The following is a 15665-nucleotide window of genomic DNA, read 5'->3' as shown; positions in this document are numbered from 1 at the left end:
ATCTTTTTACGACCTTACGCCGCCCCCCACATCTTGTGCGGGTCAATCACAAACTTCTTCGGCACCCCTGCATCGAACTCGCCATACCCTTCCGGCGCCTGATCCAGGTTGATCACCTGCACGCCCACCACTTCGGCAATGTTGATGCGGTCCCACATGATCGCCTGCATCAGCTGGCGGTTGTACTTCATGGTCGGCGTCTGGCCGGTGTGGAAGCTGTGCGACTTGGCCCAGCCCAGGCCGAAGCGGATGCTCAGCGCGCCGATCTTGGCAGCGGCATCGACCGCGCCTGGGTCTTCGGTCACGTACAGGCCCGGGATACCGATGCTGCCGGCCACGCGGGTCACTTGCATAAGCGAGTTCAGTACAGTGGCCGGGGCTTCATGCTTGGCACCTTCGTGGCCGTGGCCGCGGGCTTCGAAGCCGACAGCATCGACCGCGCAATCCACTTCCGGCTCACCGAGGATGTCGACGATCTGCTCGTGCAGTGGGGTGTCCTTGGACAGGTCGACCACTTCGAAGCCCTGGGACTTGGCATGGGCCAGGCGAGCAGGGTTCAGGTCACCGACGATCACACAGGCCGCACCCAGCAGGCGCGCCGAGGCAGCAGCGGCAAGGCCCACCGGGCCGGCACCCGCTACATAAACGGTGCTGCCAGGGCCTACACCGGCGGTGACGGCACCGTGGTAGCCGGTGGGCAGGATGTCGGACAGGCAAGTCAGGTCACGGATCTTCTCCATGGCCTTGTCGCGATCCGGCAGTTTCAGCAGGTTGAAGTCGGCGTACGGCACCAGCACGTACTCGGCCTGACCACCAGTCCAGTCACCCATGTCGACATAGCCGTAGGCGCCACCAGCGCGCGCTGGGTTGACGGTCAGGCAGACACCGGTGTGCATTTCTTTGCACGAACGGCAGCGGCCGCAGGCGACGTTGAACGGCACCGACACCAGGTCACCGATTTTCAGGCGCTCGACATCACGCCCCATCTCGACGATTTCACCGGTAATTTCATGGCCCAGAACCAGGCCGACTTGGGCAGTGGTACGGCCGCGGACCATGTGCTGGTCAGAGCCGCAAATGTTGGTGGAAACCACCTTGAGGATCACGCCGTGCTCGATCTTCTTGCCGCGTGGGTCTTGCATTTTCGGGTAGTCGATCTTCTGTACTTCGACCTTGCCAGCGCCGAGATACACCACTCCACGATTGCCAGACATGCTCTTACCTCGCTTGATTTGTATTTATGCAGCGGTGGTGGAACGCGCCGCCATCCATGGGCGGCATGTGTTTCTGGAATGCAGAGAATTGTGGGCCTGATACGGCAATTTGCACTGACTGGAAACGACAGGGAGATACCTTTTAACGGCAGTGTGTCGTGGCAGAAATAGGGGGCAATCAGCGGTTGGAAACTGCACCGGGCTGGTCGCGGCTGTAGCCGCTCCCCCAGCGTTGGGCGCAAGGCCTTGGGCCTGCACTTTATCTGTTGAAGTGGCTTTGACCGTGAACAGCCCGGAGCTGGTGCTTAGAGAACGACTGTACGGTTGGCGTTGAGGAACACCCGCCGCTCGATGTGATACCCCACCGCCCGCGCCAGGGTCAGGCACTCGATGTCACGCCCTTTGGCAATCAGGTCTTCCGGGTAATGGCTGTGGTCCACCACCTCCACACCTTGGGCAATGATCGGCCCTTCGTCGAGGTCGTTGTTGATGTAGTGCGCCGTTGCACCGACCATCTTCACACCCTTGTTGTAGGCCTGGTGATAAGGCTTGGCACCTTTGAACCCTGGTAGCAACGAGTGATGAATGTTGATCGCCCAACCGTCCAGTCGCCGGCACAGCTCGGGCGAGAGCACCTGCATGTAGCGGGCGAGCACCACCAGCTCCGCCCCGGTTTCTTCGATCACCTGGATCACCTTGCGCTCTTGCGCAGGCTTGTCCTTCGGATCGAGGGCGAAGTGGTAATAAGGGATCTTGTGCCAGTGCGCCAATGGCTCAAGGTCTGGGTGGTTGGACACCACCGCGACCACATCCATGGCCAGCTGGCCGATGCGCTGGCGATACAGCAGGTCGTTCAGGCAATGGTCGGCTTTGGACACCATGATCACCACCTTGGGGCGGTGATTAGGGGCGGTCAGCTCGAAGGCCATGCCGAACGCTTCGCTGCGCTCGGCAAGGCCGGCCCTGAAGCCGGCCTCGTCGAAATCGTCCGGCTGGCGGAACTCCACGCGGATGAAAAAACGCCCCGACAGCCGGTCATCGAAGGAGTGGTGCTCCGTGACGTAGCAGCGCTGCTCGAAGAGGTAACGCGTCACCACGTCGACAGTGCCGAGCATGCTCGGGCAGTCGGCGGTGAGAATCCAGGTATCCGGTGCCCGACTCATGCTCTGTTCTCCTTAGGCCTCGATGCTCAGGCCGTACTCGGCCGATGCGTCCTGCAGCCACAGCCACCAGTAGTCGGCGAAGCTGCGGCGGATCACCAGCTCCCAGGTGTCTTCGGCAGTGCGGCGGATCACCAGTTGCGACTTGGCGAACACGGTGCCGACGGCTTTGCCGACCGGGAAGTTGTTGGGGTGAACGTCATAGCTGGTGGACTTCATCAACACTTCGCGCACGTTCGGGCCACGCAACTCCAGCAGGCTTTGCCCACCGCTGACGTTGACCACCTGAATGTGCTGGCCTTCGAGGGCTGCACGCAGTTTTTGCTCGACCGCCAGTTCCTGGCCGCCGGGTACGATCAGCAGCCACTCGTCTGGGCCCATCCATTGCAGCGACATGTCGTTGCTGGCCACCACGGTCAAAGCAACCGGCAGCTCCAGGCCCAGCGCCTTGTGCACGCCTGCGGCGAACTCTGGGTTGTGCCCGTCCCCGCGGATGGTCAGGTGACCGAGGAATTTCTTTTCACGCAGGGTGACGCCTGCGTTCTTGCGGCCTTTACCAACCAGGCTGGCCAGGTCGGCGTGGTGCAGTGGCGACTGGGCTTTGGCCTCGGCGCCGGGGTTTTGCTGGAAGACGTTGATAGCGCTCATTTCTTACCTGCCTTGAATTCTTGTTCGTCAGGGTGGCGCAGCACTGTATGCGGGCTGCGCCACCATCCGGGGCCTTAGACGTTCTGCCGCTCACCCTTCGGATCGAAGAACACCGAAGACACGATTTCCGCTTCGATCACGCTGCCATCGGCCTGCGGCGAGTAAACACGCTCGCCCATGCGCTTGAGGCCACCTTTGACCACGCCCATGGCAAACGAATAGCCCAGGGAGTTGGAGGCATAGCTGGAGGTCACGTGGCCGACCATGTCCATCGGGATCGGCTGCTTCGGATCGAACACCAGCTGGGCGCCTTCGGGCAGCCATTTGGTCGGGTCGATCGGCTTGAGGCCCACCAGCTGCTTGCGGTTCTCCCGTACGCAGTCTTCGCGGTTCATGCCACGCAGGCCAATCCACGAGTAAGGCTTGTTGCGGCCCACGCACCAGCTCATGTTGAGGTCGTCCGGGGTCATCGAACCGTCGGTATCCTGGCCGACGATGATGAAGCCCTTCTCGGCACGCAGTACGTGCATGGTTTCGGTGCCGTACGGGGTCAGGTTGTACTTCTTGCCGGCCTCGATGATCTGTTCCAGCACGCCCATGGCGTAGTTGGCCTGCACGTTGACCTCGTACGACAGCTCACCGGTGAACGAAATACGGAACACACGGGCTGGTACGCCGCCAACGTTGCCTTCTTTCCAGGTCATGAACGGGAAGGCTTCCTTGTCCATATCGATGTCGGTCAGCTCGCTGAGCAGCTTGCGGCTGTTCGGCCCGGACAGGGTCATGGTCGCCCAGTGGTCGGTGACCGAGGTGAAGTACACCTTCAGTTCCGGCCATTCGGTCTGGTGGTACAGCTCCATCCATTGCAGCACACGGGCGGCGCCGCCAGTGGTGGTGGTCATGATGAAGTGGTTGTCGCCGACGCAGGCGGTTACGCCGTCGTCGAAGACCATGCCGTCTTCCTTGCACATCAGCCCGTAGCGGGCCTTGCCCACGTCGAGCTTGGTCCAGGCGTTGGTGTAGATGCGGTTGAGGAACTCGCGCGCATCCGGGCCCTGGATGTCGATCTTGCCCAGGGTCGAGGCGTCCAGCAGGCCTACGCTGTCGCGCACGGCCTTGCATTCACGGGCCACGGCAGCATGGATGTCTTCACCGGCCTTGGGGAAGTACCAAGGGCGCTTCCACTGGCCAACGTCTTCGAACTCGGCGCCGTTCTTCACATGCCAGGCATGCAGTGCGGTGAAACGCACTGGCTCGAACAGGTGACCACAGTGACGGCCGGCTACTGCGCCGAAGGTCACCGGCGTGTAGTTCGGGCGGAACATGGTGGTGCCCATTTCCGGGATGGTGATGCCGATCGAGCGGGCAGCGATGGCCAGGCCGTTGATGTTGCCCAGCTTGCCCTGGTCGGTACCGAAGCCCAGCGCGGTGTAGCGCTTGACGTGCTCGACCGATTCGAAGCCTTCGCGGGTGGCCAGTTCGATGGCGGCGGCGGTCACGTCGTTCTGCTGGTCGACGAACTGCTTGGGTGCGCGGGCGGTGCCTTTGTCGTGGGGCACCTGGAACAGTGCCACGGTGGCCTCTTCCTTGCGCGCAACGGTTTTCGGCAGGCTGCCGACCGTGGCCTTGAAGCCGGCCTCGGTGGCTGCGCGAACACCGCCTTCGAAGCCATCGGCAATCACATCGCCCAGGGCGTAGACGCCGTTGATGCCACCGACGCAAACGCGTTTTTGCGGGGCATCACCCGGCACGAAACCGAGGATGTCTTCACGCCACACCGGGCGACCGCCCAAGTGCGAAGCCAGGTGCACGATCGGGCTGTAGCCGCCGGAGGTGGCGATCAGGTCGCATTCGAGGGTTTCACCGGGGCTGGTGACCTTGTGCGCCTGCACATCGATAGCCGCCACGCGGGCGCCGGTGACGTGCTTGGTGCCTTTGGCCTCGATCACCGCGCTGGAGGTGAGAATCCGAATGCCTTTGGCACGGGCTTCTTCAACCAGCGAGCCGCGTGGGTTGTGGCGGGCGTCGGCGATGGCGACCACCTGCAGGCCTGCGTCGTGCCAGTCCAGCGCTGCGCGGTAGGCGTGGTCGTTGTTGGTCGACAGCACCAGCTTGCGGCCCGGGGCGACGCCGTAGCGGCGAACGTAGGTGGACACAGCGCCGGCCAGCATGTTGCCCGGCAGGTCGTTGTTGCCGTACACCAGCGGGCGCTCGTGGGCGCCGGCAGCAAGGACCACGCGCTTGGCGCGGACACGGTGCACGCGGTGGCGTACCTGGCCGATCGGGGCACGGTCGCCGAGGTGGTCGGTAAGGCGCTCGTGGATGGTCAGGAAGTTATGGTCGTGGTAGCCGTTGACCGTGGCACGTGGCAGCAAGGTCACTTCCGGCAGGCTTTCCAGCTCTTTGACCACGGCATGCACCCAGTCGGCGGCAGGCTTGCCATCGAGGGTTTCGCGGGTGTCGAGCAGGCTGCCACCGAACTCTTCCTGCTCGTCAGCCAGGATCACGCGGGCACCGCTGCGGGCAGCGGCCAGCGCAGCGGCCAGGCCAGCAGGCCCAGCACCGACGATCAGCACGTCGCAGTGCTGGTTCATGTAGTCATAAGTGTCTGGGTCGTTTTGCAAAGGTGCGCGGCCAAGGCCGGCGGCTTTGCGGATGTACTTCTCGTAAGTCATCCAGAACGATTTGGGGTACATGAAGGTTTTGTAGTAGAAGCCCGGCGGCATCATGCTGCCGCCGACCTTGCCCAGGATGCCCATGACGTCATTATTGACGTTCGGCCAGCCGTTAGTGCTGGTGGCGACCAGGCCCGCGTACAGCGGCTGCTGGGTGGCTCGCACGTTGGGGATCTGGGTGGCTTCGCTGGAGCCGATCTGCAGGATGGCGTTCGGCTCTTCGGTGCCTGCGGCGATGATCCCGCGTGGGCGCGAGTACTTGAAGCTACGGCCTACGATGTCGACGCCGTTGGCCAGCAACGCGGCGGCCAGGCTGTCACCGGCATAGCCCTGGTAGGTCTTGCCGTTGAAGGTGAAGTTCAGCACCTTGCTGCGGTCGATACGGCCGCCGCTGGCGAGGCGATAGGTCTGGCTCATACTTTTTCCCCTTGGCCTTTAGCGGTGGACGCTACGCTTGCGGCTTTGCCGCTGGCGGTCACTTGCGGCTTCTCGCCAATCTTGTAGGTTTCCAGAATTTCGTAGGTCACGGTGTCGCGGGTGACGTTGAAGTACTGGCGGCAGCCGGCAACGTGGTCCCACAGTTCGTGGTGAATACCGCGTGGGTTGTCACGGTAGAACATGTAGGTGCCCCACTCCTGGTCGGAGCAGGCGTTTGGGTCCAGCGGGCGGGCGATGTGTGCCTGGCCAGAGGCGTGGAACTCTTCTTCGGAGCGCAGCTCGCCGCAGTGGGGACAGAAAATATGCAACATGACGGTGTCTCCGGTTAGTGGGCGACGGCGGCGGCGCCGTGTTCGTCGATCAGTGCGCCGTTGTAGAAACGGTCCATGGAGAATGGCGCGGCCAGTGGGTGCATTTCGCCCGTGGCCAGGCTCGCGGCGAAGACGTTGCCCGAACCAGGGGTCGCCTTGAAGCCGCCAGTACCCCAACCGCAGTTGAAGAACATGTTCTTGACCGGGGTTTTGGTGATGATCGGGCAAGCGTCCGGCGAGGTGTCGACGATGCCGCCCCACTGGCGGTTCATGCGCACGCGCGAGAGGTTGGGGAACATCTCGACGATCGCCTGCAGGGTGTGCTCGATCACCGGGTACGAACCGCGCTGGCCATAGCCGACCCAGCTGTCGATACCGGCACCGATCACCAGGTCACCTTTGTCGGACTGGCTGATGTAGCCGTGTACGGCGTTGGACATGATCACCGAGTCGATGATCGGCTTGATCGGTTCCGATACCAGCGCTTGCAGCGGGTGCGATTCCAGCGGCAGGCGGAAGCCGGCGAGCTTGGCCATGTGCCCGGAGTTACCGGCGGTGACCACGCCCACACGTTTGGCGCCGATGAAGCCTTTGTTGGTTTCCACGCCGATGACCGCGCCGTTTTCCTTACGGAAACCGATCACTTCGGTCTGCTGGATCAGGTCCACGCCCAGGGCGTCGGCGGCACGTGCATAGCCCCAGGCCACAGCGTCGTGGCGGGCAACGCCACCACGGCGCTGAACGGTCGCGCCGAGGATCGGGTAGCGGGTGTTTTTCGAGCAGTCCAGGTACGGGATTTCGGCCGCGACCTGGGCAGTGTTGAGCAGCTCGCCATCCACGCCATTGAGGCGGTTGGCCGAAACGCGGCGCTCGGAGTCACGCATGTCCTGCAGGGTGTGGCACAGGTTGTAGACGCCACGCTGGGAGAACATCACGTTGTAGTTCAGGTCCTGGGACAGGCCTTCCCACAGCTTCATGGCGTGCTCGTACAGGTGCGCCGATTCGTCCCACAGGTAGTTGGAGCGCACGATGGTGGTGTTACGGGCAGTGTTGCCGCCGCCCAGGTAACCCTTCTCGATCACCGCGACGTTGGTGATGCCATGCTCCTTGGCCAGGTAGTAGGCCGTGGCCAGGCCATGGCCGCCACCGCCGACGATAACCACGTCGTAGACCTTTTTAGGGGTCGGCGTGCGCCACATGCGCTGCCAGTTCTCGTGGTGGCTGAGGGAGTGTTTGAAAAGGCCGAAGCCCGAATAGCGTTGCATGGTCGTTTACTCCACTCAGCGGTAAACAGGGAAGTCAGCGCACAGCGCCGCGACGTTCTTCGCCACATCGGCTTCGACGTCAGCGTCACCGAGGTTGTCGAGGATGTCGCAGATCCAACCGGCCAGGGCCACACATTGCGTGACCTTGAAGCCGCGAGTGGTGACAGCCGGGGTGCCGATGCGCAGGCCGGAGGTGACGAACGGCGACTGCGGGTCGTTCGGCACGGCGTTCTTGTTGACAGTGATGTGCGCGCGGCCCAGGGCGGCGTCGGCATCTTTGCCGGTCAGGCCCTGGCGAATCAGGCTGACCAGGAACAGGTGGTTGTCGGTGCCACCGGAAACCACGTCGTAGCCGCGGTCGACGAACACCTGGGCCATGGCCTGGGCGTTTTCGATGACTTGTTTCTGGTAGCTCTTGAATTCGGGTTCGAGTGCTTCCTTGAAGCACACGGCCTTGGCGGCGATCACGTGCATCAGCGGGCCGCCCTGGGCGCCTGGGAAAACGGCGGCGTTGAGCTTCTTCTCGATTTCTTCGTTGGCCTTGGCCAGGATCAGGCCGCCACGTGGCCCGCGCAGGGTCTTGTGGGTGGTGGTGGTGACCACATCGGCGAACGGGATCGGGTTGGGATACAGGCCAGCGGCAACCAGGCCGGCAACGTGTGCCATGTCGACGAACAGCAGTGCGCCCACTTTGTCAGCGATGGCACGGAAGCGTGGGAAGTCCAGGGTCTTGGAGTAGGCCGAGAAACCGGCAACGATCATCTTCGGCTTGTGCTCGACAGCCAGGCGTTCGACTTCGTCGTAGTCGATCAGGCCGGTATTGGTGTCGATGCCGTATTGCACTGCGTTGTACAGCTTGCCCGAGGACGACACTTTGGCGCCGTGGGTCAGGTGGCCGCCGTGGGCCAGGCTCATGCCCAGGATGGTGTCACCGGCCTGCAGCAGGGCCAGGTAGACGGCACCGTTGGCCGAGGAGCCGGAGTGCGGCTGAACGTTGGCGTAATCGGCACCGAACAGTTGCTTGGCTCGCTCAATGGCCAGCGCTTCGACTTTGTCGACGTGCTCGCAGCCACCGTAGTAGCGCTTGCCTGGGTAACCTTCGGCGTACTTGTTGGTCAGGCCGCTGCCTTGGGCCTGCATGACGCGCTTGCTGGTGTAGTTCTCCGAAGCGATCAGTTCGATGTGATCTTCCTGACGCTGTTCTTCGGCATTCATCGCCGCCAGCAGTGCATCGTCATAACCCTGGATCTGGTCTTGCTTGCTGAACATCGTGTATCTCCCGGCAGCGATCGTTTTTTGTCGTAGGGCACTGTGGCCCTTTGTGGCGATGGTATGACTGGCCGGGGTGGGTCAGATGCCTGCGCACGCCTTGCAATGGCGCGTTTACGACATTGGTTGCGCAAGAGGGGCAAGCGCTGGCCTCGCGTTGAACACGGGGAGCGCCGCTCGCTCGCGCGGATACTCAACTGAGGGATGCATGCAAGCGTCCTGGATGCATCGGGTGGTGAGCATAACGAGCAACGTCCGAGGCTCTAACAAATGTGGCCGTAGCTGAAGTTTCATAAGTTGTAAATCAAACAGATAGGATTTACTCCAAAGAATGCTGCAAGGCCATTGTTTTATTACGCCTAACGCGCAATTACCAAGTTAGGCAAATCCCGTTGAGCCCGCGCTCAACTGACATTTTTGACAGTTCAATATCGGCGCCAGTGTTCATACACTGTACGGCGTGGGGCCATATCGGCATCAGCGGATAGAGGATGGCAGTTCTTTATGACCCGCCTATCAATCCTACGTTCGAGAGGACATCGTAATGATCGACGATATTGAATTCTTCTATATGAATGCTCCCATCACCGACCCTGATGTAAAAACGCTTCTGATGCATTCAACCGATACGGACTCCCATCCACAATATGTAATTTCGTCCCCTATCGTTCATCGCGTAACGATAAACGACGAACAAATTACATGGGAGCTGAACTCGGTTTACTCCATGCCTGACCACGGTGCACAGCAACCGTCTCAGCAGGTACAACACCATCGTCCGCCCAAACAAGGCGAAACTGGAGTAGTGGTTATTAAAGGGCTCCTCGGCGAGCCTGCATATGAAATGGATGATGGTCCTCTGGCCGACACCTTCTTGCGGTTGAAGACCGGCTCGGTATACCAGGAAGATGGCCAGTACTTCCAGATTGCCGTCCGCCAAATCGTCGTCGTCCCGCCCGCGTATGCATCGCTTGTAGTGCTTGTTCGACCTTTGAGCTGACCCCAGGGGCTTACCGGTATAGCGAACGGGGTAACCCAGGCCCCCATTGTCTGCCAACGTACAACTTGTATAGGCAAGCTGCGAAGCGATGGTTTAGAGTGCGATTCTGCGCCGTACACAGGACCGTGTGATGACAGACAAAAGCCAACAATTCGCCAGCGACAACTATTCCGGTATCTGCCCCGAAGCCTGGGCCGCGATGGAAAAGGCTAACCTCGGCCACGACCGCGCCTACGGCGACGACCAGTGGACCGAGCGCGCCTCGGAATACTTCCGCAAGCTGTTTGAAACCGACTGCGAAGTGTTTTTCGCCTTCAACGGCACCGCCGCCAACTCCCTGGCCCTGGCCTCGCTGTGCCAGAGCTACCACAGCGTGATCTGCTCCGAGACCGCCCACGTCGAAACCGACGAGTGCGGCGCGCCGGAGTTCTTCTCCAACGGCTCCAAACTGCTGACCGCAGGCAGCGTCAATGGCAAGCTGACGCCCGAATCGATTCGCGAAGTGGCGCTCAAGCGTCAAGACATCCATTACCCCAAACCGCGGGTGGTCACCATCACCCAGGCCACCGAGGTGGGGACCGTCTACCGCCCTGACGAGCTCAAGGCCATCAGTGCCACCTGCAAGGAGCTGGGCCTGAACCTGCACATGGACGGCGCACGCTTCACCAACGCCTGCGCGTTCCTCGGCTGCAGCCCAGCCGAGCTGACCTGGAAGGCAGGCGTCGATGTGCTGTGCTTTGGCGGTACCAAGAACGGCATGGCGGTGGGCGAGGCGATCCTGTTCTTCAACCGCCAGCTGGCCGAAGACTTCGACTACCGCTGCAAACAGGCCGGGCAGTTGGCTTCGAAGATGCGCTTTTTGTCGGCGCCGTGGGTGGGCTTGCTGGAAGATGGCGCCTGGTTACGTCATGGCGGCCACGCCAACCAATGCGCGCAGTTGCTGGCATCGCTGGTCGCTGACCTGCCGGGGGTAGAATTGATGTTCCCGGTAGAGGCCAACGGGGTGTTCCTGCAAATGCCGGAGCCTGCGATTGAAGCACTGCGGGCCAAGGGCTGGCGGTTCTATACCTTCATTGGCAGTGGTGGCGCGCGGTTCATGTGCTCGTGGGATACCGAGCAAGAGCGGGTGCGTGAGCTGGCGGCGGATATCCGTAGCATCATCGGCGCCTGACGGAGGGCTGAGGGGGTTTCGCCCTCTTTTCGCGACACGAGGCGGCTCCTGCAGGGGGCGCGCGATCTAGGGGCTTGGCTTGGGAATTTCTGTGGTGCGCAAATCGAGCGCCGCCCGCGCGGCGCATCGCGAGCTGCGCTCGCTCCTACGTTTGTTTCGGGCCAATTAATCCTGTGGGATTTGCGCGCGGACGCCTTGGTGCATGGCGCACTATCGCGTCGTACGAACAAGGCGGTCGCGCGCGTCTGCCACAGGCGTTACTGGCCCGAAACAAACGTAGGAGCGAGCGCAGCTCGCGATGCGCCGCGCGGGCGGCGCTCGATTTCTGCACCACAAAAAATCCCAAGCCATGCCCCCGGAGCGTCTTCGTGTCGCAAAAACCCCACACACCCGCTCCAGCAACCTAAAGCTTGAACCCACCCATCTGCCGCGCGAGGTCATCGGCCAGTGTGCGCAACGCTTGGCACTGCTCACGGCAACCCTGTACCTCGGCAGCGGTGTCCCGCGCCAGGTCGGAAATGCCCTGAACCGTCCGGTTGATCTCTTCGGTCACCGCCGACTGTTCTTCGGTTGCCGTCGCCACCTGATGATTCATGTCGCTGATGTGTTCAACCTGATCGGTAATCGCGCCCAGCGATGCCCCAGTACGCTGGCTCGACGCCACACCACTGCCGGTCGCGCGCTGCCCGGCCTGCATCGAGCTCACGGCAGAGCCTGCGCCTTGCTTCAGGCGCTGAATCATCTGCTGCACCTCATCGGTGGACAGTTGCGTGCGCCGGGCCAGGGTACGCACTTCATCGGCCACCACAGCAAACCCACGGCCCATGTCCCCTGCCCTGGCCGCCTCGATGGCGGCATTCAAGGCCAGCAGGTTGGTCTGTTCGGAAATACTACGAATCACCGCTAATACTTCGTCGATCGAGGCAACTTCGTCGGCCAACTGGCTCACCGCTTCGGCAGCCATGCCGATATCACCTGACATACCCTCGATACCCTCGATGGAGCGCCGCACCACTTCGCGCGCCTGCAACGCTTCATCCCGCGCCGATTGCGACGCCTGGGCCGCATCACCGGCATTACGGGCAATGTCCTGCACGGTCAGGCCCATCTCGTGCACCGCGGTGGCAACCATTTCGGTCATTTCCTGCTGACGCCCGGAGCGCTCAGCAGTGTTATCCACTACCTGGGCCACCTGGGCGACAGCTTGATGCAGGCGTTCGCTGGTATGCAGCACCTCGCCGATCAGGCCACGCTGGCTGTCGAGGAAACGGTTGAACCCCCGCGCCAGGTCACCCAGTTCATCCTGGCGGGCATCGTCCAAACGATGACTGAGGTCGCCGCTGCCGCTGCCAATCTGCACCAGCGCATCGGTGACCCGCCGAATAGGCCTGACCAGGCCGCGCGCCAGCAGTACCACCAGCAGTAGCGACGCCAGTGCAACCGCGCCACCGATCAGGCTGGTCAGCCACACCGCCTGGCGCATTGGCGCGTAGATTTCCGTTTCCGGCACCTCGGCCACCAGTGTCCAGTTCAAGTCCCGCAGCGGTAGGCCAAGGGCCACATAGGTCTGGCCATCACGGCTGAAGCGGCTGCTCTGCAGCTTGCCCGCCGAAGCCATCAAGGTCTGCGCTGCCTCACTGCCAACCTGCTCTGCAAGCTGGCGCTTACCGCTTAAAGCGTTATCCGGATGCACCTGAATCAGGCCGTCGTTGCGCACCAGAAACACCTTGCCGTGCTGGCCAAAGGTGAAGTCGTGAATCAGCTGGGACAACTCGCTCATGCGCAGCCCCATACCCGCCACCCCCACCAACTGCCCGTCCTTTTCCACGCGGTAGTCGATGAACAGCGCAAGCTCGCCGGTAGCGCCGTCGATATCGATATTGACCAGGCGCTCGGCACCGCTATCGATGTACCCATAAAACCAGGAATCTTTGGGGTTGCTGCGGCTCAGGGTGCGGTCCAGCCCCTTTTCGCTGTAGTAGTGCCCCGTGGCGGTGGCAGCGAACATGGTGGTGAAGGCCTGGTTGCGCTGCCGTGACGCTTGCAGGTATTCGATGAAGCCGGGAGCCTGGGCAGGGTTTTCACCGCCGGCGAGCCAGTCTCGCAGCAAGGTGTTGCCAGCGATGTCGGCTGCTGCCACCAAGGGCTTGCCGAGCATGTGCTCGATGTCGTTGCGGATTGCTTCGATGCTGGCCGGCAACGCCGTGTCCACCAGATACCGTTCGGTCAGGCGGTTGAGCGTCAGCGTGAAGATGATCACCACCACCAGAATACTGGCCAGCAGGGCAGCGCCCATGCTCGCAATCAATTGCCACTGGATACTGCTACGCCAGATACGCATACCCCGCCCCCGCACATTATTGTTTTGCGCGAAGTGTATACGATCTCGTATGCAATTAATCCACTGATCCAGGACAATGGGGCCGCCATGCGGCCCCCAAGCGGGTCAGGACTCAGCGATAGTCTTGACGATGGCGTCGACCGTGGCATCGATCTGCGCCTGGGTTCGCGCCAATGTCTGTTGGTGCTCTTGCTGCTGGGCAATTTGCTTGGAACACAGATTCAATGCAGCAAGCACCAGCAACTTGTCGCCGATCAAGGTGGGGTAGGAACGCTTGGTTTCGGCCAGAGCGGTATTGAGCATTCGCACGGCCTGGGCCAAGGTTTCTTCCTGGCCTTCGGGCGCCTTGATCGAATAGTCGTTGCCAAGAATAGACACGACATTGATCGGCTGCGCTTGCAGTCTCATGCGCCAACGACACCTGCGCTGGCGCGCTCGACCAGCGCCTGGATACGGGCGGCGGTGGCGCCTTGCTTCTCTTCCTGCTCCATCAGCGACAGCTGCAGGGTTTCGTTCTCTTCTTTGGCCTGGGCCAGTTCCTGGCCGAGGGTGGTGTTCTGCTCGGTGAGTTGAGCGTTTTTCTGCATCAGGTCGCTGACCAGTTGCTCGAGTTGATTCAGGGAGGTTTCCAGCATGGGTATATCTCGGGTTGTTGCAAAGGGCGCACACGATAAAGAAAAGCGTGAGCCCCCGCCATTAAATATCGGATTCTCAAGGTTTCTTCACCGCAGATTGACAGGGTATCGCGCCCCTTGTTCCGACCTGGATCAACCGCCGGTCAGTTAAGCCGTGGCTTATTCAACCCAACCACGGCCCGGCCGATCAGTAATCGATGCGCACATCCCCTTTAGGCACGCTGCAGCACGACAGGATGTAGCCTTCGGCTTCGTCGTCCTCGGTGATACCACCGTTGTGCTCCATCTCCACTTCGCCACCCAGCTTGAGTACCTTGCAAGTGCCGCAGATACCCATGCCGCAGGCTTTGGGGATCATCAACCCTACCTTGGCCGCCGCTGCATGCACGGTCTCGCCAGGGGCTACGCGGATGCTCTTCTCGCTGCCGATGAACTCCACCAGGTTGAGCTGCGATACATCCAGCTCCGGCGCATCGGCAGCCTGCTCGGCGTGCTCCACCGCATCGGCCTTGGCCTCTGGCGGTGTAGCCCCGAACGATTCTTCGTGGTAGTTGCTCATGTCGAAGCCGACCGCTTCGAGCATGCGCTTGACCGCATTCATATAGGGTGTCGGGCCGCAGCAGAACACCACGCGCTCCATGTAGTCCGGCGCGATCAGTTCCATCAGGCGTTGGTTGAGGTAGCCGCGATAGCCGGCCCACGGCTCACCCAGGCCGTGCTTCTCGCAGACGATGTGCAGGCTGAAGTTGGGAATGCGCGAGGCCATCTGCTCCAGCTCGCGATGGAAGATGATGTCTTTCGGCGAACGGGCGCTGTGCACGAACACCATGTCGACATTGGCGTTGGTGTCATAGAACCAGCGCGCCATCGACATCACCGGGGTAATGCCGACACCGCCGGACAGGTACAGCACCTTGGCGCCTGGGAAGTCGATGGCGTTGAACAGGCCCACCGGGCCGTGCACCGGTAGCTCGGCGCCCTCGTGCATGGTGTCGTGGAGGAAGTTGGACACCAGCCCGCCCGGCACGCGCTTGACCGTGATCGAGAAACTGTAAGGCACCGACGGCGAGCTTGAGATGGTGTACGAGCGCATCACCGGCTTGCCTTCGATTTCCAGCTCCAGGGTGACGAACTGCCCTGGCTTGAAGAAGAACATGATGGGCTGGTCGGCCATGAAGCAGAAGGTGCGCACGTCCCAGGTCTCCTGGATGACCTTGACGCAGCGCACGATGTGGCGGCCGTTGGCCCAGGTCTGAGTGGTGACCGGATTGAGGAAGGTATCAGACATGTTCATCTCCAGCGGCCGACGATTGGCCTTTTTATGGCTGGGATGATGCGCAAGCTTGCGACGACGTACATTCCTGCTAGCGACATCGGCGTGCTTATCGCGACCAGCCCCGCACTACAAGGGCTGGCGCGTCGTAATTCAAATCGGCCATGTCGCCCATGGATACGGTTCGCGGCGCCTTCGGACGCACACTCCACGGCAAAACAATCCGCTGTTTTTCAACAGACAGCCTTGCGGCACCACCACAACG

General features: G+C 61.7%; 13 protein-coding genes and 1 pseudogene. 2 read left to right on the top strand and 12 right to left on the bottom strand.

Features of this window, described 5'->3' with window-relative positions; all coding sequences use genetic code 11:
* Positions 1-14 precede the first annotated feature (14 nt).
* The 7 genes from fdhA to HU725_RS01575 all read right to left on the bottom strand — a co-directional run bounded on the left by fdhA (position 15) and on the right by HU725_RS01575 (position 8980).
* Positions 15-1214, bottom strand: coding sequence for a formaldehyde dehydrogenase, glutathione-independent (gene fdhA / locus HU725_RS01605; protein WP_054903621.1), 1200 nt, complete (start codon positions 1212-1214; stop codon positions 15-17).
* Between the two features lie 305 nt (positions 1215-1519).
* Positions 1520-2377, bottom strand: coding sequence for a formyltetrahydrofolate deformylase (purU, locus tag HU725_RS01600; protein ID WP_054903622.1), 858 nt, complete (start codon positions 2375-2377; stop codon positions 1520-1522).
* Positions 2378-2389: 12 nt separating this feature from the next.
* Entirely contained in the window at positions 2390-3022 is a 633-nt protein-coding gene (locus HU725_RS01595) for a sarcosine oxidase subunit gamma (protein ID WP_060480491.1), read from the bottom strand.
* A 74-nt stretch (positions 3023-3096) separates the two neighbouring features.
* Entirely contained in the window at positions 3097-6114 is a 3018-nt protein-coding gene (locus tag HU725_RS01590) for a sarcosine oxidase subunit alpha (RefSeq protein WP_186478433.1), read from the bottom strand.
* Positions 6111-6446 carry a sarcosine oxidase subunit delta gene (locus HU725_RS01585; RefSeq protein ID WP_060480493.1) on the bottom strand — a complete coding sequence of 112 codons (336 nt, stop codon included), beginning with the start codon at positions 6444-6446 and terminating at the stop codon, positions 6111-6113. The genes HU725_RS01590 and HU725_RS01585 overlap by 4 nt, the downstream gene beginning before the upstream one ends.
* Before the next feature lie 14 nt (positions 6447-6460).
* Positions 6461-7711, bottom strand: a complete 1251-nt coding sequence (locus HU725_RS01580; protein ID WP_060480494.1) for a sarcosine oxidase subunit beta family protein — start codon at positions 7709-7711, stop codon at positions 6461-6463.
* Between the two features lie 15 nt (positions 7712-7726).
* A complete protein-coding gene (locus HU725_RS01575) occupies positions 7727-8980 on the bottom strand; it encodes a serine hydroxymethyltransferase (protein ID WP_186478432.1) in 1254 nt (417 codons plus the stop codon).
* Between the two features lie 544 nt (positions 8981-9524).
* Between HU725_RS01575 and HU725_RS01570 the strand changes: the two genes are divergently transcribed.
* Entirely contained in the window at positions 9525-9980 is a 456-nt protein-coding gene (locus tag HU725_RS01570) for a hypothetical protein (RefSeq protein ID WP_186478431.1), read from the top strand.
* Positions 9981-10110: 130 nt separating this feature from the next.
* The gene (locus HU725_RS01565) at positions 10111-11151 is read left to right on the top strand and encodes a threonine aldolase family protein (protein WP_060480497.1); all 1041 of its coding nucleotides are present in this window, start codon (positions 10111-10113) and stop codon (positions 11149-11151) included.
* Between the two features lie 403 nt (positions 11152-11554).
* On the opposite strand, the gene HU725_RS23070 is transcribed toward HU725_RS01565, so the two are convergent.
* The 5 genes and pseudogenes from HU725_RS23070 to gbcB form a co-directional block, all read right to left on the bottom strand.
* Positions 11555-12283 carry a methyl-accepting chemotaxis protein gene (locus HU725_RS23070; RefSeq protein ID WP_371326771.1) on the bottom strand — a complete coding sequence of 243 codons (729 nt, stop codon included), beginning with the start codon at positions 12281-12283 and terminating at the stop codon, positions 11555-11557.
* Between the two features lie 135 nt (positions 12284-12418).
* A pseudogene (locus tag HU725_RS23065) lies at positions 12419-13447 on the bottom strand (HAMP domain-containing protein); the annotation flags it as partial.
* Positions 13448-13597: 150 nt separating this feature from the next.
* Positions 13598-13900 carry a cell division protein ZapA gene (locus tag HU725_RS01555; RefSeq protein ID WP_060478340.1) on the bottom strand — a complete coding sequence of 101 codons (303 nt, stop codon included), beginning with the start codon at positions 13898-13900 and terminating at the stop codon, positions 13598-13600.
* Positions 13897-14127, bottom strand: coding sequence for a hypothetical protein (locus tag HU725_RS01550; RefSeq protein ID WP_060478339.1), 231 nt, complete (start codon positions 14125-14127; stop codon positions 13897-13899). The genes HU725_RS01555 and HU725_RS01550 overlap by 4 nt, the downstream gene beginning before the upstream one ends.
* Positions 14128-14314: 187 nt before the next feature.
* Positions 14315-15415 carry a glycine betaine monooxygenase reductase subunit gene (gbcB, locus tag HU725_RS01545; protein ID WP_060478338.1) on the bottom strand — a complete coding sequence of 367 codons (1101 nt, stop codon included), beginning with the start codon at positions 15413-15415 and terminating at the stop codon, positions 14315-14317.
* Positions 15416-15665: the final 250 nt, after the last annotated feature.

It is taken from the genome of Pseudomonas promysalinigenes (assembly GCF_014269025.2).
In the GTDB taxonomy this organism is placed as follows: domain Bacteria; phylum Pseudomonadota; class Gammaproteobacteria; order Pseudomonadales; family Pseudomonadaceae; genus Aquipseudomonas; species Aquipseudomonas promysalinigenes.
This window is presented reverse-complemented; position numbering and strand designations above follow the sequence as displayed.